Here is a 19,293-nt window from a genome sequence, read left to right as displayed (position 1 = left end):
TGACAGGAACAGTCACAGTCGCTCGTACCCTCGCTTTCGCTCCCAGTCGGTGACCGCCGCGTTGAACTCGCGCAACTCCACAAGGGCTGCCTGCCCGTAGTGTTCGACGACGCGCGGGCCGAAGGCGTCCAGCGCGGGAGCACTGCGCATGAACTGTTCACGGGCGTCCCGGAGAGTGGGTGGCACGGTCTCGTGGTCGGCGGCGTAGGCGTCACCCTTCTCCGGCTCGGGAAGGGTGAGTTGGTTCGCGACACCATGCAGCCCCGCCGCGATGTTCGCGGCCAGGGCCAGATACGGATTGACGTCCGCACCGGCGAGCCGATTCTCGTAGCGCCGGGCCGGCCCGGCGCCGATGGCCCGCAGCGCCACTGTGCGGTTGTCTTCGCCCCACGCGACCGCGGTGGGTGCGAACGAGTGTCCGGCGAATCGCTTGTAGGAGTTGATGTTCGGCGCGTACAGCAGCGTGAACTCCTGCAGAGTCGCCAACTGGCCCGCCAGGAACTGCTCGAAGATCTCTGTGGACTGCGCGAACACTGGATGGCCGTCGTCGCGATCCGTCAGGGACAGGTGGACGTGACAGGAGTTGCCCTCACGCTCGTCCCACTTCGCCATGAACGTGGCCGACACGCCGTGCTTGAAGGCAAGCTCCTTGACGCCGGCTTTGAAGATCAGGTGCTGGTCCGCCGTCGTCAGCGGGTCGGCGTACTTGAAGTTGATCTCGTGCTGGCCGCGATTGGCCTCGCCCTTGGCGGTCTCGAGGTACATGCCACTGGCCTGCATCCGACGGCAGATGTCGTCGATCAGGGGATCGGCCTCGACCTGCCCGAACAGCGAGTAGTCGACGTTGTACCGGTTGATCGGCGTCAGGTCGTGGTAGTTCCGCGTCCAGGCGTCGGCGTAGCTGTCGCGGTGCACGATGAACTCGAGCTCGGTCGCGGCCGCCGCGGTCCAGCCGTGAGCCGCCAGCCGTTCGAGTTGGCGCTTGAGGACCGTTCGCGGCGCGACCTCGACCTCGACGCCGCGCTCGTCGACCACGTCGGCGATGCAGAGCGCCGTACCAGGACGCCAGGCCAGCAGGCGCAAGGTGTCGAGGTCGGGGCGCAGGTGGAAGTCGCCGAAACCGCTGCTCCAACTGCTGGGAAAGCCCTCCTGCGGCTCCATCTCGACGTTCACCGACAGCAGGTAGTCGCAGGCACCGACGCCGCCGAGTGCGACTTCGTCGAGGAAGAAGCGTGCTGCGCAGCGCTTGCCTTGCAGTCTGCCCTGCGTGTCCGGGAAGCCGATGACGACCGTGTCGACAGCGCGCTCGGTGACGGCCGCCTCGAGCTGATCCAAGGTGAGGCGGCCGGATGAGGAAGGTTCGGGCTCGGACAATGGACTGGCGCCTTTCGGACTGTAGGTCTGAGTTTTAGACGTTATAGCAGCAGACTCCAGTCCGCAAGGCCCACCGGCGCAGCTGCGCCGGTGGGCCTCACTGCGGACCGACGCCTCGCCGGCCTCGTTGTCAGACGGGAGGCTGAGGGTCGTACTGGATGTACCGCCGGACATCCTTGGCGCGCGACTCGCCCGCCAGACGCACCACCAGATGCAAGGCCATGTCGATCCCGGCCGAGACGCCGGACGCCGTCACCACGTCTCCGTCGTCGACGAACCGATCACTGGTGCGCAGCTCGATCGTCGGGTCCGTCTCGGCCAAGGTGTCCAAGGCACCCCACCACGTTGTGGCGGGGCGCCCCTCCAGGAGGCCGGCCGCGGCGTACACCAGGGAGCCCGTGCACACGCTCGTCATCAGCGGGACCTTCGCTCGCTGCCCTCGCAACCATTCGAGGTGCGCCTGGTCGGACATCAGCGGCAGGGTGCCGTCACCCCCAGGGTGAACAAGCACTTCGAGGTCCGGCGCGGTGTCGATCGAACACATCGGCGAGATCACCATGCCCTTGGCACATCGCACGGGTTCGCCGTCGCGACTGATCAGCTGGACGGCCCAGCCGTCCTCAGGAAACTGGTCAGCCCAGGCGGCCAGGACTTCCCACGGCCCGACCGCGTCCAGTTCTTCCATCCCATCGAAGAGCAGGATGCCGATGTTTTTAGTCTTTTGGCCTGTTGTATGGTCCATAAAGTCATCGTGGGCCCGGTGAGCTCCTGCGTCAACCACGAACTCACCGGCTTCACGCGTCGGCGTTCAGTTCTTCTTGCTCCTCGAGCGCCTTGGCGATCTCGACACTCGCCTCGATGAGATGAAGCTCCATGCGCTGGGCCGCGTCGTGAGGATCACCGGAGGCGATCGCGTCGAGGATCAAGTCATGAGCCCGGCAGTTCGGAGTGTGCAGGATGGTGAAGTGGCGCGCGTCGAGCATGACGAACATGGCGCTGCGGGCCTCCTCGATGCCGGCTCGCAGCAGTTCGTTCCCGCTCGCCTGGGCAATGGCACGATGGAAGCCGGAGTCCGCGCGCCGGAACGTCTCGATCTCCTTGCTGTTCTTCAGATCCCTTTGGAAGGCGCGCAACCCCGCGAGGTCCGCCGCATCCGCCCGGCTGGCAGCCAGGTACGCGGCCATCGGCTCGAGAGCCAGGCGAACCTCGCGGACGTCTCGTGCTCGCCGGGCGAGCTCGCTCCGCTTCGTCTGCGCGAACACGGTCGCGGCCGCACCCGGCAACACGATCGTGCCGCCTCCGTTGCCGCGCCGCGTGGCGATCACTCCGTCGGCTTGAAGGACACGCAGCGCCTCCCGCACCGTCAGTCTCGACACCCGCAGGGAATCGGCCAGCTCGCGCTCGGAGGGAAGTCGTTCACCGGGAAGGATCTCGCTCAGCTGGATCGCGCGGCGCAGCCTGGCGAGCACGTGCTCGTGCGCAGCCGGCACCGCCAGCGGCTCGAACGAGATCGGCGCGCGGGCGCCGTCGGAGTCTGTGGTCACGGGCACGCCTTGCCGCCTCGACGGGATGTGTCGCAGTACGGAGTCAGTTCCGACAGTCAAACGTTGGCCACGAACTCCCTCAAGACGTTGTCGACGAGGCGGCAGGCGTTGTTGTCGAAGTCGTTCCATGCGATCGCACCGGCGAACGCGATGGAGCTCGCCGAGAACACTTCGCCGCCTCCGGACAACGGGATGTACACCATGTCCGCTCGCACGTTCTCCGGACGATGCGGGCCGTCTTGGCCCGGCATGGGGATGAGCACGTCCTCGTTGACGATCAGGTACTCCGGTCCGAAGCCGGTGGCAGAGGCGAGAACCTGCGTCTGGGGCGGTGATCCGAGCGTGAGGTCGAAGCGGTCGCACTCGTCGCCCGCGGCGCCACCCAGCACGTAACCGAAGTCGCCGACGACCTCCTCTTCGATTCCCGCGAAGAATCTGCTCAACGGCGCGTCGTACGTCGCTGGGGTCCGAACGAAGCCCCGGCCGTCCGACCAGCCCTCGGTGGCGAACGCCACGCCGCAGATGGTGTTCGGCCCCCGGCCCCGGTACCGCCAGAGTCCGCCGGGCTCCCCCGTCTGGGCGTGGCCGCGCTCACCGACCGGCGCATCCCACGCCCTGAGACCGGAGTTGTCTCGGCGCACCTCGATGATCCATGGGCGCTCGGGATCCACTGTCGTGATCCAGTAGAAGCCGTTGCCGCCGAGGTACATCAGTTTCCCCGACTCCGCCAAGAAGGACTGCAGCGCCGTGAGCGCGGGGCCGGTCCAGTACTCCGGGTGTGACCCTGTCACGACGACTTGGTACCGGTCCAGCAGCTCGCGCCCTTCGGCATGCAGATCCTCGTCGGTCGCCACGTGGAAGGAGAACGGGGACCGTTCCAACCACTCGACCAAGAACAGGTCGAGGGCGAAGTGACGCACTGTCCCGTTGAGGAAGTTGGGGTAATGAGGCCTGACGTTGACCAGCGGCCGGCGACGGCTGCTGTAGCGGACGGGCGTTCCGTCGCCGTGTACGTCGTAGCAGGACTTGCCGAGCTCGGGATGTTCGTTGAGGTACTTCTCGTCCTCGGACACCTGCATCTCGTGCCCCATGACCGGCGTCAGGTCCGAGGACGCGAACCGGTCGTTCGCGTAGGCGAGGTAGGTGTTCGTGGGCAGCAGGAAGAGGACATCGGCTCGTTCCGGGACCCGTCCACGCACGAAGAACGGGTAGTGATCTTCCTTGCCGCCGGCATCGAGTTTCACCGCGTACACGCCGCTTGCCAGGTCTTCGGGGACGTCGAACTCGAGGTTGTAGGTCCAGTTCGCATCGACCATCGCGTCTGCGTGGAACTGGACCGCGGCGTACTGCTCGGGCGCGACGAGGAAGGAGTCGGTCGACCCGTCCCACGCGTGGCTTGTCACCGCGCGCTCGGCGCCACCGCGCAGTTGTGCCGGCGGAGCCCCGCCGACGACCTCAGGAACCTCGGCCCGCGCCATGTCCGCGGCGAAGTCCCAGCGGTGCCAGGGGTGTGGTAAATCGGAACTCCCGGCGTGCAAGGCGCTCCGCTCGTCGTCGGTCAACGCGCGATCGAACAGCGACGGGTTCTCGATCTTGCCGTTGAAGCCTTCGACCAGCGAGCCCGTGTCGTCGAGAGCCCCGCCGGCCAGGCGCAACCGGTCAACGGCGTCGCTCCACTCCACTTCGACGCGGCGAGTCACTCGTCGAGGGCCAACTGGCACGCCAGAGACTTGCTCGACCTCGACCACGACGCTGGGACCCGCGGCTTGGGATTCGACCTGGACGACGAGCGAGTACCAGATCCGCGACGAGACCGGGATGCCGAGCTGGTGAACCGACGTCCGGGTGGCGAGGACGAGTTGCCCGGCGACAATCGCCAATCCCCTTGGCTCCTGATCCTCTTCCGACCGCACCGACCAAATCCATTGCCGGTCGCTGTCGTCGGCAGCGGTCGGCCAGAACCACAGATGGACGCCGAAGGCCGGCGCCAGAGGGCCGGCGAGTTCCAGGTCGCAGTACGAACCGAGCGCGGTGCTCTGCTGGATCCCCGGGATCGTCATCTCCAGCCCGGGAATCGGGTCACCGAAGGAGTGCAGTCCTGCGTCGCCTGAACGCGGCCCTCGGGTCAGGCGCTCCAGCGTCGCATGGACTTCAGCGTGGGTCGTGCTGATGGCCATCCGTGCTCGGTCGCCGGGGAGCAGCGACCACTCTTCGAAGTACGCCTCGACGTCCATCTCAGTGTCTCCCTTTCGTCAGGCCGTCCGCGGGATCGGCCGTGAACAGAAGCGGCCAGGTCAGCCGCGTCGGCGCGCCGCGACGGTGATGGCCTGGAGACCGGCAGCGAAGACCAGAACGCCACCCGTCACCATGCCGGCGATCTCCGGACCGTAGTTCAGCAGCGTCAGACCGTTCCGGAGCACCGCCAGGAGCCAGACGCCCAGCAGTACCCGCCAGAGGCTGCCACGTCCACCGGTGAACGGCACGCCCCCGAGCAGCACCGCGGTCAGGATGGTGACCTCGAATCCAACCCCCAGCGTGCCGGACGGAGCGCTGTCGAGGCGGGCGATCTGCAGCAGTGCCGCGAGACCGACCACGATCCCGAGTACGGCGTACAGCCCGAAGATCGTCGGCTTCACCCGGATACCGACCAGGAACGCGGCCCGCGAGTTGTCGCCGATCCCCTGGATCTTGCGTCCGATCGGCAGCATCGTCATGACGAAGATCGCCACCGCGGACACCACGATCGCAATCCAGCCGATGTAGGAGATCCCGAAGAGGTCACCTGCCGCGAAGGCGCCGACCGCCCGCGGAAAGCCGTAGATCTGGTCCGGTGACATGTACAGAGCCATCGCGCGCCCAGCGGCGAGGCCGCCGAGTGTCACCACGATCGGAGACAACCCCAGCACGCCGATCAGACCACCGTTGACGACGCCCACGAACAGGCCGACCGCCAACCCGACGAGCACTCCGGCCGTCGGGCCGTAGGCGTTGAACGCCAGACCGGCCGCCACCCCGCTCAGCGCCAGCGTCGACCCGAGCGAGAGGTCGACGTAGCCGGCCATCAACAGCATCCCCGCGACGGCCGCGACCACGAAGGTCGCCGCGTTCTGGGTCAGCAGCGCGGACAGGTTGTCCGCAGTCAGGAAGGTCTCGGTGGTGAGGCTGAAGTACACCATCATCACGACGACGATGAGGGGCATGATCCAGCTGACGACCAGATCGGCCGCGGAGCGGAGCAGGTCGTTGCCTCGGCCGGCGCGGGCCGTCGCGGTCACCGCCGAGCCGGCGATCTCGGAGTACCTGGTGGTCATGTCGGTGCACTCTCCTCGGTGAGTTCTGGCTGCGCCAGATGGGTCAGATCGAACTCGGTGAGTTGATCGGCAGCGGTGACTCGGACGAGCCGTCCCTCCACGAGAACCGCCACGGTGTCCGCCAACGCGATGACCTCCTCCGGATCGCTCGATGCGAAGATCACGGCCGCCTCCTGCTCGATCGCGAACTGACGGACGAGCTCGTAGAGGTCCTGACGCGCGCCGACGTCGACCCCCTGCGTCGGTTCGTCGAGCAACAGGCAGCGCACTCGTTCCCCCACCGACGCCCACCGGGCGACAGCGATCTTCTGCGCGTTGCCGCCGGAGAACGCCCCGGCTGCGGTGCTGGGCTCGCGGGGTGTGAGCCCGACATTGTCCGCCGCGCGCGCGAAAGCCGCTCGCTCGCGACCGAACCGGCGGCCGCCGCGGCTCAGCCGGGAGTAATGCGGCATGAGCAGGTTCTCGATCGCCGAGAGGTTCCGGAACAGCGACTGGGCCTCTCGATTCGACGCCACGAGCGAGATGCCCGCACGCTGCGCTCGGCCCGGACTGCCGAGCGTGACCCGCCGATCGTCGAGCTCCACGGTTCCCGCTTGCGGTCCCACCCCGGCCAGCGCTTCGAGCAGATTGGTCCGGCCGGAGCCGAGCAGGCCGAACACACCAACCGTCTCGCCGGCCGCGACCACGAGATCGACCGGGCCGGTGTAACCGGCGTGGAACCCGGTCAGGCGGAGTACCTCCCGGCCGGTACGGCGGTCTGGGCGGGGTCGCCGATGAGAGCGATCGCTCGCCTCGGGCGAGATGGCTCCCACCAGTTCCGCCAGGTCCACCTCGTCCCGAACCCTGGTCCACAGAACCCGGCCGTCGCGCAAGACCGTGATGTCGTCCGCGACGTCGAGCACCTCGGTCAGCAGGTGCGTCACGTAGACCACCGACAAACCCTGGTTGTGTGCCAGGTGCCGCACCAGCCGGGTGAGCGCTTCCACCTCGTGAGCGCCCAGAGCGGCGGTCGGTTCGTCGAGGATCAGCACGCTCGGCCGTCGACGGATGGCCCGGGCGATTTCCACCATCTGCTGCTGACCGACACTCAGGCGATCGACAACGACCGTCGGGTCCATCGAGATCCCGAGCTGGTCGAGGACCCTTCGGGCTTCGTCGTTCTGCCGTCGCCGGTCGACAGTGCCGATGCGGGTTCGCAGTTCTTGGCCGAGGAAGATGTTGTCGGCGACCGTCAGCGGGCCGATCAGCTGGAAGTGCTGGTAGATGATCGCGATCCCCGCGTCGAACGCGTCCCGGGGCGCGAAGCCTCGGTGGACCTGGTCACCGACCTTGATCTCGCCCGCGTCCGGCTGGGTCGCACCGCTGAGGCAGCCGAGCAGCGTCGATTTGCCCGCGCCGTTCGCGCCGAGCAGCGCGTGGACCCTGCCCGCCTCGAACGTCACACTGACCGCCCGCAGGACCTGATTCGGACCGTACGACTTGGACAACTCCTGGACGTGAACCCCGGAAGACACGGCGACTATCCCTTGAAGACCGCGAGCAGCTTGTCGATCTCGGCGTCATCGGCAGGAGTGACCCGGATCGACGGCGCGAGAGTGGAGCTGTCGCCCTCGCCGGTGACCGCTGCCAGCGCGTTGTCGATGATGTCGTGGCCGAGCTGTTCGACCTGGATGGCCATGGTCACGCGGAACGCGCCCTTGCCGGCCTTGACGTTCTCCAGTCCCTCGGGTGAGCCGTCGTACCCCGCGACGTAGAAGTCGTCCGGGTCGAGACCGGCGTTGGCGATCGCCTTCTGGGTGCCGAGCGCGACATCGTCGTTCATCGAGATGAACACCCGGACGCGCGGATTCTCCCGCAGGACCTGCTCGGCGATCTCCAGCCCGCAGGACTGATTCGAACAGTCCTGCTTCGACACGACCGGGATGCCGAGCTTGGTCAACGCCGCCGTCGGCTTCTCCCACCTGCCGAAGATCGGAGGCAGCGCGATCAGCGTGGTGACCGCGGCCTGGATGTCCTTGCCCGGGTGGTTCTTGCTGATCCACGCGCTCATGTCAGCAGCGATCTCCTGACCCGCCTGGTCGCTGTCGAAGCCGACACTGCCGTCCTGGCCGTCGATCGGTGCCACATACGTCAGCCACTTCGTCCCCTGTTCGTGCCCCTGCGCGACGAGGTTCGTGTACGCCGACGGGTCGACCGGCCAGAACACGATGGCGTCGACCTTCTGGGTCACCCAGCTCTCGACGGTGGCGCGCTGAGTTTCGAGATTGTTCGCCGTGGTGTTGTCCAGCAGCACCTTCACGCACTTGGTCGGGCCGTAGTCGGCGACGACGTTCTTGAGCGCCTTGACGAACTGCGCCTCGCCCACCGGGTGGCTGAAGCCGACGGTGTAGGTGTCCTCGCATCCGTCGAGCGCGGCCGAGCCACTGCCTTGCGCGCCACCGCAGGCGGAGAGCACTCCCAGAACACCGACTCCCAGCAGGGACGTCGCCGCCATGGGCCTGCGGGCCCGGTTCCGCATCCTCGGCCGCCGTGCCATCTGTGCCTTGCTCATCGCTGAATCTCCTCGCGCCTGTTGGGGGCCCGACCCCGTGGCCCGCTGTGCCGACCGACGTCCGCGCTTCCGGCGCGACAACGTCCCACGCTGATTTGTGGTCTAAAACACAGACGATTGAACCAGAAGTTCTGAGGAGTGTCCATCCCTCGCTCAGCCCTGGTCGGCAGGATCGGGCAAGAACAAAGCACGATCGTGCTGGCCCGCCGGCGGTGCCGCTGGTGGGGTGGAGGTGGTGAACACAAGCGCCTGCCGCCAGTGCGGTCCGCGCGGCCTCCCGAAAGGAAAGAACCCCAGATGAGCGTGGACGAGACTGTCATCCGGGCTCTGGCGCTCCGGCCCGACTCACCGCCCGGCGACCACGTCGTCGACATCACGACGACCGGAGCCCGGACCGGACTACCGCGCCGGATCGAGATCTGGTTCCACCGCGTCGACGGCCACTTCTACCTGACCGGAATGCCGGTGCCACGCAACTGGTACGCCAATCTCCGCAAGAACCCCCACTTCGTCGTGCATCTCAAGCAAGGGGTGAGGGCGGATCTGCCGGCAACGGCGGTCACCGTCGACGAGCAGACCCGCCAACGGGTCATTCCCGCCGTGGTGGCCCTGCAGGACCGACCTGAGTACGCGGCGCGAGGCGTTCCGCGCCAAGACGTCACCGTCTGGCTGGCACGCAGCCCGCTGATCGAGATCGTGTTCGACGACAAGGAACTCCACGCCGCGGCCGCCCGTGCGCAGTGACCTCACCACCAGCCAGGTCACCGAGCCGCGGAGCTCGGAGAGAGAAGAGGCATGGCGGGTCGGGGCCTTCGAGCAGGTCTTCTTCAACATGGGTGACTGCGAGTTCACGGCCAACGGCCACCACGGCACCCCGAAAGCCTCGAACTGGGGCCACCAGTTGGCCCAGAGCGCACCCAACCAGTCTGATCAGTGCGCGGTCCGCCCCGGAAGCTCCATCGCGGCAAGTCGGCGGGGGTCGCGCAGTGAGGTGATCTCGACGATGCGCCCGTCGACGACCGTGCACGCCAGCACGCCCAAGGGCATGCCGTTGGCGGACCAGGCGACGATTCCAGGGTTGCCGTTGACCAGGACCGGCTGCACCCTCGCCTTGACGTACGCGCCGCGCTGGACGTTCGCCGCCACCTCGGTCGCTCCGAGCTTGACGACCACGCCGTGCGCGGTGTGGCTGCGCCAGGTCACCTGTGGGTCGAGCACGCGCAGCAGCCGTTCGAAGTCTCCGTCGCGGGCCGCCGCGAGGAACGCGTCCAGTACCGCTCGCCGCTGCTGCCGTTCGCCGTCCGGGCGTGGTGCGCCCTGGACCTTGCGGCGGGCGCGGCTGGCCAGCATCTTCGACGCGTCGGCGGACTTGCCGAGGATCTGGCCGATCTCCTCGAACGGCACCGCGAACATGTCGTGCAGCACCAGGGCGAGCCGCTCGGCCGGACCGAGGCTGTCGAGTACGACGAGCAGAGCCAGCCCGACCGAATCGGCAAGCAGTGCGTCGTCCTCGGGCGCCGGGACGTTGTCCTCGACCACGACGAACTCGGTCGACTCGTCCTCGGCCGACGCGACCGGCCGGGCCTTGCGCGAGCGCAGTACGTCGACGCACACCCGGCCGACCACGGTGGTCAGCCAGCCGGACAGGTTGTCGATCGAGGCCGCGTCCTGGCGCGCGAGCCGCAGCCAGGTCTCCTGTACGGCGTCCTCGGCGTCCGCGCGCGAGCCGAGCATCCGGTAGGCCATCGCCACCAGCCGCTCACGTTCGGCCATGAACGCCGCCGCGACGGCGTCGTCCCGCTCCGATCCGGTCATCTGTTACCTCCCACCGACGAGTTCCGTCATGAGTGATGACGGGCCCGGACGGCCCGAGGTAACCGACAAGGAGAAACTCATGAACCTCGCCCTGTGGATCGTCGCCGGCCTGCTGGCCGCCGTGTTCGCCTTCGCCGGCGGCAACAAGCTGTTCATCCCGTACGAGAAGCTGGCCAAGGCTCCTGGCGGCGGCTGGGTCAACCAGTTCAGCCCCGGCTTCGTCAAGGCACTCGGAACCGTCGAGATCCTGGGTGCCGTCGGCCTGATCGTACCCGCGGCCCTCGACATCGTGCCGGTCCTCGTACCGCTGGCCGCGGTCGGCCTGGCAGCGATCATGGTGGGCGCGGCGATCGTGACGTCGCGCCGGCACGAGCGCGCGCACGCGGTGCTGAACGTCGCGTACTTCGCCCTCGCGGTGTTCGTCGCGATCGGCCGCTTCGGCCCCGAGTCCTTCAGCTGAACGTCAGGCACGGCTCGTCGAAATGGACCACGCCGAACTGTTCCATCCACGCCGCGCCGGCCCATCGGGCCGACGCGGCGTTCCCGAGGTCAGCCCCGCATCCTGGGATCCTCGGTGGGGTCGGCGTACCGGAGAGGGCAGCCACCCTCGATGGCCTCCGGCCGGAGTTCGTAGTGCCAGGGTTCGTTGTCGTAGATCTGGCACAGCCCGTACTTCGCGCCGTGCTCGGACAGCCACGCCCTGGCGTCGGACGGCCCGATGTCGACCGCGTCGCCGGCGACGTGCAAGGACTTGCCGGGAGTGGCGACCCAGCGGGCCGCTTCCGCTGCGGAGCCGTACTTCGAGACCGCCTCGCGCAGGAGCTGTTCCTGGTACCGCGGGGATCGCCAGCCACTGTTGACGGAGAACTCGATCCCGTTGCCAGCGGCATCCTTTGCCGCGTGCCGCAGGGCCTGGAGCAGCTCCGGGTCCAGCTTGACCACGCCCGGATACCGCTCGTCGAAGACCGTCACGCCGGCCGGGAGAAGACCGTCGGCAGCGGCCTGATCGTCGTCGCTGAGCGGATGCGCCGACGACGAGGCCGCCCGCTGGACGAAGGCTCCGGCGATCGCGGCCAGGACGATCAGGCCGACGGCGTACCGCCTGCGAACTCTGCGAGCAGATGATCCTGTGTGACCCATGCTGCCAGTCAAGGCAGCGCGGTGTTGTGAGCCCGTATCCGGCTTTTCATACGCCGGCGATATCCACCGGCGCCTAGCATCGATGGTGTGCGTGTACTGATCGTCGAGGACGAGCCCGACATGGCCAAGGCGATTCGCGACGGGTTGCGCCTGGAAGCGATCGCGGCCGACATCGCCGGGGACGGGCACACGGCGCTGGAGTTGCTGAGCATCAACACCTACGACATCGCGGTTCTCGACCGCGACGTGCCCGGGCCCTCAGGGGACCGGATCGCCCAGAGCATTGTTGCCTCAGGCAGCGGTATGCCGATCCTGATGCTCACCGCGGCCAGCCGGCTGGACGACAAGGCCTCGGGGTTCGAGCTCGGCGCCGACGACTACCTCACCAAGCCGTTCGAGCTGCAGGAGCTCGTGATGCGGCTCAGAGCGCTCGACCGCCGGCGCGCCCACAACAGGCCACCCGTGCTGGAGATCGCGGGACTGCGGCTCGATCCGTTCCGCCGCGAGGTCTACCGCGACGGCCGCTACGTCGCCTTGACCCGCAAGCAGTTCGCCGTACTGGAGGTGCTGGTCAGTGCCCAGGGCGGGGTGATCAGCGCGGAAGAGCTGCTGGCGCGAGCGTGGGACGAGAACGCCGATCCGTTCACGAACGCCGTCCGCATCACGGTCTCGTCGCTGCGCAAACGCCTCGGCGAACCGTGGATCATCGCCACGGTGGCCGGCGCCGGCTATCGCATCGACACGTCGTCCGGCACCGGTCGGCCAGGAGGAGACGATGGTTAGGGAGACCCTGGAAAGGGAGCCTGGCTGGAGCGTTCGGCTCAAGCTCGCTCTGAGCTACGCCGCGCTCGTCATGCTCGCGGGGTCGTTGCTGCTCGCGGTCGTGTGGGTCTTCCTGCTGCGTTACGTCCCAGAGCAGATGAACCCCCTCCCCCGGATACCGGGTCAGTTTCGTCCCTCGCCGCACTCACCGGACCGCTCGGATCTGCTGGCGGCCTTTGTGCCGAAGGCGGCTTTGGTGATGACGTTCCTGCTGATCTTCGGTTTGGCAGCAGGCTGGATCCTGGCCGGCAGCATGCTCGGACCGCTGACCCGCATCACCACCGCCGCTCGGCTGACGGCCGAGGGCTCGCTGGCCCACCGGATCCGGCTGGAAGGCAAGAACGACGAGTTCCGCGAGCTCGCCGACGCCTTCGACACCATGCTCGCCCGGCTCGAGGCACACGACGCCGAACAACGCAGATTCGCCGCCAACGCCTCCCACGAACTGCGCACCCCGCTGGCGATCACGCAGACCCTGCTCGAGGTCGCCCGCAAGGATCCGGGCCGCGACGCCGACGAACTCGTCGATCGCCTGCATTTCGTCAACGCGCGGGCGATCGACCTCACCGAGGCGCTGCTCCTGCTCAGCCGCGCCAGCCAAGGAGCGGTCGCCCGAGAACCGGTCGATCTGTCCCTGGCCGCGGAAGAAGCCACCGAAACGCTGCTCCCCCTCGCCGAGAAACGCGGCGTCACCATCGAGACGAACGGCGAGCCGGCGCCGACGATCGGGTCGTACACGCTGGTGCTGCAGCTGACCATGAACCTCCTGCACAACGCGATCGTCCACAATCTGCCCGCGCTCGGCACGGTGTGGGTGACCACCAAGGTCCACGCCAAGACGGTGGCGCTCACAGTCGAGAACACCGGCGAGCACCTGTCCCACCAGTTGGTTTCCACCTTCACCGAACCGTTCCAGCGCGGCACCCAGCGGATCCGCACCGACCACGCCGGTGTGGGCCTCGGCCTGGCGATCGTCAAGAGCATCGCCCAGGCGCACCACGGAGACGTGAGCCTCGAGCCGCGGACCGGCGGGGGCCTTCGCGTCACCGTGCACCTGCCGATCGCGCCACCTGACTCCGCGGGCTGACGCACCGAGCCGCTGTACGGTACGCCGTCAGGTCGTGATCCCGCGTCGCTCGGCGACGGCTGTCAGCACCTGCCGCGCCAGGACGATGTCCGCGTCACGCGCGCCGGCCGCGGACGCTTTCACCGACATCGCCGCGATCCTCGCGGGATCGGTGAGGATCGGGATCAGCAGGTTCTCGATCCAGGACGGGTCGAGGTTGCCGTCGTCAACGAGCAGCGCCCCACCGGCGGCGACAACCGGCTCGGCGTTCAGTCCCTGCTCACCGCCGCGGTCCGGCAGCGGGACGAAGGCCGCGGGCAGGCCGACCGCGGCCAGTTCCGCACACGTCATCGCGCCCGAGCGGCAGATCGCGAAGTCCGCCGCGGCGTACGCGTACCGCATCTCGTCGACGTAGGGCAGCACGACGTACGGCGGATCGCCGTCCGGCACCTCGACCGCATGCCGCGCCCCGGTGATGTGCAGCACCTGAACGCCCGCCGCCCGCAACGCCGCGGCCGCGCCGGACACCGCGACGTTGATCGTCACCGCACCCTGCGAACCACCGGTCACCAGCAGCACCGGACCTTCCGGGCGCAGCCCGAACCGCTGCCGGGCCGCGGCGCGCAGGGCCGTCCGGTCGAGCGCAGCGATCTCTGGCCTCAGCGGGATCCCGACGGGCGTGGCGTGCGCCAGCCGGACACCCGGCCTCGCGGTGTACACGTACGTCGTCAGCCGGGCCGCCAGCCGATTGGCCACGCCCGGCCGGGCGTTCGCCTCGTGCACGACGATCGGTACGCCGCGTCGGTGCGCGGCCAGATACGCGGGCGCGGCAACGTAGCCGCCGAAGCCCACCACGACGTCGGCTCGGACGCGGTCGAGCACCGCCTCGGCTGCCAGCACCGCGTCGCGCAGCCTGCCGGGCGTCTCGAGCAGAGCCCGGTTCAGCCTGCGGGGCAACGGCACGGGAGGGATGAGCTCGAGCGGGTAGCCCCGAGCCGGGATCAGCGTGGTGTCCAGACCTCGCACGGTCCCCAGCGCGGTGACCACGGCCGTGGGCTCGAGCCGGCGCAGCGCTTCCGCGAAGTTGAGCATGGGTTCGATGTGCCCGGCCGAATGACCGCCGGCGACCACGACCCGCGGGCCGGTCATGCCGGCCACCGCTGCCAACCGGACTCGTCGAGATCGCGGAGGAACCGGGACGACTGTCCGGTCTGGACCTGGTAGCCGCAGCGCCGATAGAACGCCTGGGCGTCGTCGCGGTGGTCTGCGCTGGTCACCTCCATGCGGACACATCCGCGGCTCCTGCCGAACGACTCCGCCGTGGCCAGCAGCCGTTTGCCGATGCCCTGTCCCCGGGCTTCGCGCGAGACGACCAGCGCGACGATCCGGCCCCAGGATCCGGCGCGTTCGAAGAACGGGCAGACATGGACCGCGACCAGACCGATCAGGTTGCCGTCGGCATCGGCGACGTACGCCGCGCTGGACGGGTCGTCACCCCAGCTCCGGATCCGGCCCGCCGTGGCCCCGACGCTGTCCTGCGGATACCCCAACTGCCGCAGCAGTTCGTTCACCGCGGCCGCGTCGGTCGTGCCCGCACGCCGCATTCGCAACTCCTGTGCCGTCACGATCGCCGCTCCTGCGATTCCACCGGGAAGTCGAAGTACGTCTCGGGATACGGCTCGTTCACCAAGGTGTAGTGCCACCACTCGCAGTCGTACGCACCGAAGCCCGAGCTCTCCATGATCGAGCGGAGGACCTGCCGGTTCTCCGCTTCGGCGCGGCCGATGCCCGGTGCGCCATGATGCGAGACCGGGTCCATCAGGTCGTGGTCCCCACCCATCGCGGCCAGTTCACCGTTGTCCAGGTGGTACAGCGTCAGGTCGACAGTGCTGCCGCGACTGTGGCCCGACTTGGCCGACACGTAACCCCGCGCGAACATCTCCGACCGGTCGAGGTTCGGATAGTGCCTCGCCTTGGTCCGCCCGTCCTCCGGTTCCTCCGACCAGGACAGGAAGCGCCGTACGGCGCGTTGCGGGCGGTACCCGTCCCACAGCAGCAGGCCGAAGCCGGACGACGCTGCCTTGTCGCGGGCCGTCTTCAGCGCCTCACCCAGAGCCCGGGTTCCGACGATCCGGTTGGCCAGGTAGCCGTCCACCGGCCTGCCGGTGAAGTTGTCCCAGGTCGCGTACTTGCAGTCCCACCGTACGCCGGGCACGAACTCGTCCACGAACACGAAGTCGGCTCTCATCGCCGGCCACCTGCCAGTGCCAGCGCCACCATCCGGTCGATCAGGTCGGCGCGCGACAAGCCCGCGGCGGCCATCATCCGCGGGTAGCGGCTGTACGACGTCATTCCCGGAAAGGTGTTCACCTCGTTGAGAACCACCGCCCCGTCCTCGCGCAGAAACAGGTCGACCCGCGCCAGCCCCCGGCATCCGAGCGCGCGGTAGACGGCCTTCGCCGTCTCCTGGACAAGCGCGCGGGTCTGCACCGGAACGCCGGCCGGAACGATCACCGTCGAGTTGTCCGAACCCTGCTCCGGGGCGCTTTCCTGATGGATCTTGAAGAACCCGTGCGACAGGGCGATCTGGTCCACCTCGCCCGCGAACAGGTCCGCGCCGTCGCCCAGCACGGCGCAGCCGAGCTCGCTGCCGACCACCGCTTGCTCGATCAGCACCTTCGCGTCGTACTGGCGTGCGGTGTCCACGGCGTCGAGCAGTTCGTCCTCACCAGCCACCTTGCTTACCCCGAACGACGAACCGGACCGCGCCGGCTTCACGAAGACCGGGTAGGTGAACCGCCCGGGATCGACGGATTCGCCCGGGGCGAGGATCCAGAACTCCGGCGTGGCGATGCCCGCGGCCCTGGCGACGACGTACGCGAGCGACTTGTCCATGCACAGCGCGGAGCTCGGGATGTCGCAGCCGACGTAAGGGATGCCGGACAGCTCCAGCAAGCCCTGGATCGCGCCGTCCTCGCCCAGCTTTCCGTGCAGCACGGGCAGTACGACGTCCAGGTCGACGACCTCGTACTTGCCGTCGTCGAGGATCAGCAGGCCACGGACGTTCCGGTCCGGTGACAGGATCGCCGGCCGGCAACGGTCGTTGTCCCAGTCGGCGGCGGGCCCGTCGCAGAGCTTCCAGGCGCCGTCCTTGGTGATCCCGAGGTAGTACGGCTCGTACTTCGCGGTGTCGAGGTGCTTCGCGACCTCCTGCGCGGACTTGACCGAAATGGGGTGTTCCTCCGACATGCCGCCGAAGATGACGCCGATCTTCATATCCACTGCTGCTTTCTGCTCTGGAATTTCAGGCAATTGACGAGCGAGTTCTCGACCGTGTCCCGCAGGGCGTGGTCGGTGTAATAGGCGGTGTGCGGACTGACGATCACGCTCGGCAGGCGTTGCAGTCGCGCCGGCAACGTGTCGTCGATCGGGCGGTTGCCGCAGTCGGCGTAGAAGACGCCTTCTTCTCCTTCGAGCACGTCCAGCGCCGCGCCGCCCAGCCGGCCGCTCTCCAGTGCCGCGACGAGGGCTTCGGTGTCGAGCAGCGGGCCGCGACCGGTGTTGACGACGTACGCGCCGGGCTTCAACTGTTCGATGCGTTCGCGGTCGAGCAGGTGAAACGTGGCCGGCGTCAGTGGCGTGTGCAGCGTGACGATGTCGCTGCGCTCGAGCAGTTCAGCAAGCGGGACGTAGTCGGCCGCGGCCGTCGGCCGGCTGTCGTACGCGAGGATCCTGCATCCGAAACCTCGCAGCCTGGCGACGACCGCCGTACCGATGCGACCTGTTCCGATCACTCCGACGGTCAGGTCGCGAAGCTCCTTGCCGCGCACCTCGTGCAGGCGGTAGTCGTGCACCTCCGCGCGGAGGACGGTTGCCTTCGCGTGGCGGATCGCCATCAGCATCAGCATCACCGTGTAGTCGGCCACGCTGTCGGGTGAGTACGCGACGTTCTCGACGCAGAGACCGATGCTTTCGGCGTACGCGACGTCGATGTGGTTGTAGCCGATGCTGCGGGTCGAGATGTAGGTCACCCCAGCCCGGCTCAGCGCCAGCAACGTCGGGTTGCTGACCGGAGTCTTGTGACCGACGCTGATGCAGCGGTTTCCTGCCGCGAGTTCGACGTTGGCTTCCGACACCGCCGCCGCGGTGATGGTCGTCGCGACGCGATGGCGCGGCGCGAGTTCGCGGAACAACGCGGCCTCGTCCGGTTCGCACCCGTACACGGTGATTCCGGTGGCCGGTGCGGCCGACGACGACCAGGCCGCGAGCGATCCGGTACGGATCGCCGGTCGGGTCTTTTCACTGGAGGTCATGCGCCTCAGTCAAGGCAATCGCGTGTTGCTGGTCCGTATTCGAATTCGCATAACCCCAGCACATGTAACTGCTGGGTAGCATGTGGTGGAGATATCGAAATTCGAAGACGGGCCGGCAACAACGCACTGTCTTGACTGGGCGGGTGACCTATTCGGTGCTGTGCCTTGCCGTCCTCGCTGCCGTGTTCGTGTTCCGCGTGGTGCGCATCCGCGTGCGTCGTTCCTCGCGACGCTTCAGGTAGAGGCTGAACGCCCGGTAGGCCAGTGGACGCAGCGGCAGGTCCCACTCGCCGACGTATCGCACCGCTTCGCCTCCGGTGCCGACCTTGAACTGGATCAGCCCGACGTGCGGGTCGTCGGCGTCGAGGGTCGGCGTGATGCCGCGCAGGCTGTAGACGTCGCACCCGGCCGTCAGCGAGTCCCGGATCATCGCCCATTGGCAGGCGTTGGAGCCACGCACCTCGCGCTTTTCGGTGGACGAGGCTCCGTAGACGTACCACGCCTGACCGCCGACCCGGATGAGAACGGTCGCGGCGACCAGGTCGCCCTGATGGTGAGCCAGGTACAGCTTGATCCGCTCGGGATCCTCCGCGGTCATCGCCGCGAACATCGTCTCGAAGTAGTGCAACGGCCGCGGCGTGAAGCGGTCACGCTCAGCGGTGTGGACGTAGAGGTCGTGAAACGCCTTCAAATCTTCGCCGATCGTGACCTCGACGCCTTCCCTGGCCCCTTTCTTGAGGTTGCGGCGCCAGAGCTGGTTCATGCTCTGCAGCAGGTCGTCCTCGGTCCTGCCGGCCAGCGGGAGCTCGAAGGTGAATTGCGGATGGCCGGTCCCGAACCCCTGCTCCGGGCTCTGCGGCAACCAGCCCGCGTCCCTGAGCCGGCTGGTGATGCGCTCGCCCAGCGCATCGTTGTGCCGGCTGGGCAGGTCGGTGAGCCGCTTGATCCCGGGGTCAGCGATGCCCTCCTTGACCTGGGCAGCAGTCCAGACGCTCGTACGCAGCGGCGGACCGAGCCGGATCGCGAAGGCTCCCTGTTTCTTCAGATAGGCGGCGAGCGGGTCGAGCCATGCATTGATGTCCTCCGACCAGTCGATCGCCGGCCCTTCGGCCAGGTAAGCCAGCGTCATGCGCTCGAGCCGCGGCACCGGACGGTGAAGGACCAGCCCGGCGCCCACCAACCGCGTGCCGTCGAACCAACCAAGGGATTCGCTGCGCCACTCGGTCTTCACCCGGCCCCAGGCCGGCGTCTGCAGGAAGCTGACCGACACCTGCGTTTCGACGAACGCCAAATGCTCGGCGGCGCTGATCGGCCTCACGGACAGGTTCATGGCGGGTTCTTTGAGAGACACCGAGCC

At 68.0% G+C, this 19,293-nt stretch carries 19 protein-coding genes; 4 read left to right on the top strand and 15 right to left on the bottom strand.

Annotated elements, in window-relative coordinates:
* Positions 1–12 precede the first annotated feature (12 nt).
* From ACQPXM_RS05945 to ACQPXM_RS05915, 7 genes are all read right to left on the bottom strand, one after another.
* Complete coding sequence (locus ACQPXM_RS05945) at positions 13–1,548, bottom strand: glutamine synthetase family protein (RefSeq protein ID WP_432945588.1); 1,536 nt, start codon at positions 1,546–1,548, stop codon at positions 13–15.
* Complete coding sequence (locus tag ACQPXM_RS05940) at positions 1,505–2,155, bottom strand: DJ-1/PfpI family protein (RefSeq protein ID WP_432945585.1); 651 nt, start codon at positions 2,153–2,155, stop codon at positions 1,505–1,507. The genes ACQPXM_RS05945 and ACQPXM_RS05940 overlap by 44 nt, the downstream gene beginning before the upstream one ends.
* Before the next feature lie 13 nt (positions 2,156–2,168).
* Positions 2,169–2,864 carry a FadR/GntR family transcriptional regulator gene (locus ACQPXM_RS05935; protein WP_432945583.1) on the bottom strand — a complete coding sequence of 232 codons (696 nt, stop codon included), beginning with the start codon at positions 2,862–2,864 and terminating at the stop codon, positions 2,169–2,171.
* 110 nt (positions 2,865–2,974) lie between these two features.
* Complete coding sequence (locus ACQPXM_RS05930; protein WP_432945582.1) at positions 2,975–5,152, bottom strand: N,N-dimethylformamidase beta subunit family domain-containing protein; 2,178 nt, start codon at positions 5,150–5,152, stop codon at positions 2,975–2,977.
* 60 nt (positions 5,153–5,212) lie between these two features.
* Positions 5,213–6,229, bottom strand: a complete 1,017-nt coding sequence (locus ACQPXM_RS05925) for an ABC transporter permease (protein WP_432945580.1) — start codon at positions 6,227–6,229, stop codon at positions 5,213–5,215.
* Complete coding sequence (locus ACQPXM_RS05920) at positions 6,226–7,743, bottom strand: sugar ABC transporter ATP-binding protein (protein ID WP_432945578.1); 1,518 nt, start codon at positions 7,741–7,743, stop codon at positions 6,226–6,228. Before ACQPXM_RS05920 ends, ACQPXM_RS05925 begins: the two co-directional genes overlap by 4 nt.
* 5 nt (positions 7,744–7,748) lie before the next feature.
* The gene (locus tag ACQPXM_RS05915; RefSeq protein ID WP_432945576.1) at positions 7,749–8,780 is read right to left on the bottom strand and encodes a sugar ABC transporter substrate-binding protein; all 1,032 of its coding nucleotides are present in this window, start codon (positions 8,778–8,780) and stop codon (positions 7,749–7,751) included.
* A 297-nt stretch (positions 8,781–9,077) separates the two neighbouring features.
* Between ACQPXM_RS05915 and ACQPXM_RS05910 the strand changes: the two genes are divergently transcribed.
* On the top strand, positions 9,078–9,524 hold the full coding sequence (locus tag ACQPXM_RS05910; RefSeq protein WP_432945575.1) for a nitroreductase family deazaflavin-dependent oxidoreductase: 447 nt from the start codon (positions 9,078–9,080) through the stop codon (positions 9,522–9,524).
* 186 nt (positions 9,525–9,710) lie between these two features.
* Here ACQPXM_RS05910 and ACQPXM_RS05905 read toward each other — a convergent pair whose 3' ends face one another.
* Positions 9,711–10,595 (bottom strand): sigma-70 family RNA polymerase sigma factor, encoded by an 885-nt coding sequence (locus ACQPXM_RS05905; RefSeq protein ID WP_432945573.1) that lies wholly within the window; start codon positions 10,593–10,595, stop codon positions 9,711–9,713.
* 79 nt (positions 10,596–10,674) lie between these two features.
* Here ACQPXM_RS05905 and ACQPXM_RS05900 point away from each other — a divergent pair, with 79 nt between their 5' ends.
* The gene (locus ACQPXM_RS05900; RefSeq protein WP_432945571.1) at positions 10,675–11,055 is read left to right on the top strand and encodes a DoxX family protein; all 381 of its coding nucleotides are present in this window, start codon (positions 10,675–10,677) and stop codon (positions 11,053–11,055) included.
* 89 nt (positions 11,056–11,144) lie between these two features.
* Here the strand turns inward: ACQPXM_RS05900 and ACQPXM_RS05895 are convergent, their stop codons facing one another.
* Positions 11,145–11,735 (bottom strand): M15 family metallopeptidase, encoded by a 591-nt coding sequence (locus tag ACQPXM_RS05895; RefSeq protein WP_432945569.1) that lies wholly within the window; start codon positions 11,733–11,735, stop codon positions 11,145–11,147.
* Positions 11,736–11,822: 87 nt separating this feature from the next.
* On the opposite strand from ACQPXM_RS05895, the gene ACQPXM_RS05890 reads away from it, so the two are divergent.
* The gene (locus tag ACQPXM_RS05890; protein ID WP_432945567.1) at positions 11,823–12,518 is read left to right on the top strand and encodes a response regulator transcription factor; all 696 of its coding nucleotides are present in this window, start codon (positions 11,823–11,825) and stop codon (positions 12,516–12,518) included.
* Entirely contained in the window at positions 12,511–13,644 is a 1,134-nt protein-coding gene (locus ACQPXM_RS05885) for a sensor histidine kinase (protein WP_432945565.1), read from the top strand. The genes ACQPXM_RS05890 and ACQPXM_RS05885 overlap by 8 nt, the downstream gene beginning before the upstream one ends.
* A 27-nt stretch (positions 13,645–13,671) precedes the next feature.
* On the opposite strand, the gene ACQPXM_RS05880 is transcribed toward ACQPXM_RS05885, so the two are convergent.
* The 6 genes from ACQPXM_RS05880 to ACQPXM_RS05855 form a co-directional block, all read right to left on the bottom strand.
* Complete coding sequence (locus ACQPXM_RS05880; protein ID WP_432945563.1) at positions 13,672–14,772, bottom strand: UDP-N-acetylglucosamine--N-acetylmuramyl-(pentapeptide) pyrophosphoryl-undecaprenol N-acetylglucosamine transferase; 1,101 nt, start codon at positions 14,770–14,772, stop codon at positions 13,672–13,674.
* Complete coding sequence (locus ACQPXM_RS05875; protein WP_432945561.1) at positions 14,769–15,248, bottom strand: GNAT family N-acetyltransferase; 480 nt, start codon at positions 15,246–15,248, stop codon at positions 14,769–14,771. The genes ACQPXM_RS05880 and ACQPXM_RS05875 overlap by 4 nt, the downstream gene beginning before the upstream one ends.
* Positions 15,245–15,871: a D-Ala-D-Ala dipeptidase VanX gene (gene vanX / locus ACQPXM_RS05870; RefSeq protein WP_432945559.1), complete on the bottom strand. Its 627-nt coding sequence runs from the start codon at positions 15,869–15,871 to the stop codon at positions 15,245–15,247. The genes ACQPXM_RS05875 and vanX overlap by 4 nt, the downstream gene beginning before the upstream one ends.
* Complete coding sequence (gene vanA / locus ACQPXM_RS05865; protein ID WP_432945557.1) at positions 15,868–16,899, bottom strand: D-alanine--(R)-lactate ligase; 1,032 nt, start codon at positions 16,897–16,899, stop codon at positions 15,868–15,870. Before vanA ends, vanX begins: the two co-directional genes overlap by 4 nt.
* A complete protein-coding gene (locus tag ACQPXM_RS05860) occupies positions 16,896–17,936 on the bottom strand; it encodes a D-isomer specific 2-hydroxyacid dehydrogenase family protein (protein ID WP_432945555.1) in 1,041 nt (346 codons plus the stop codon). The genes vanA and ACQPXM_RS05860 overlap by 4 nt, the downstream gene beginning before the upstream one ends.
* Positions 17,937–18,084: 148 nt before the next feature.
* Complete coding sequence (locus ACQPXM_RS05855; protein WP_432950949.1) at positions 18,085–19,266, bottom strand: lipid II:glycine glycyltransferase FemX; 1,182 nt, start codon at positions 19,264–19,266, stop codon at positions 18,085–18,087.
* Positions 19,267–19,293 lie beyond the last annotated feature (27 nt).

The sequence above is a fragment of the Kribbella sp. CA-253562 genome, from assembly GCF_050942265.1.
In the GTDB taxonomy this organism is placed as follows: Bacteria; Actinomycetota; Actinomycetes; order Propionibacteriales; family Kribbellaceae; genus Kribbella.
Note: the sequence above shows the minus strand (reverse complement) of the source record. Positions and strands in the feature narration are given on the sequence as shown.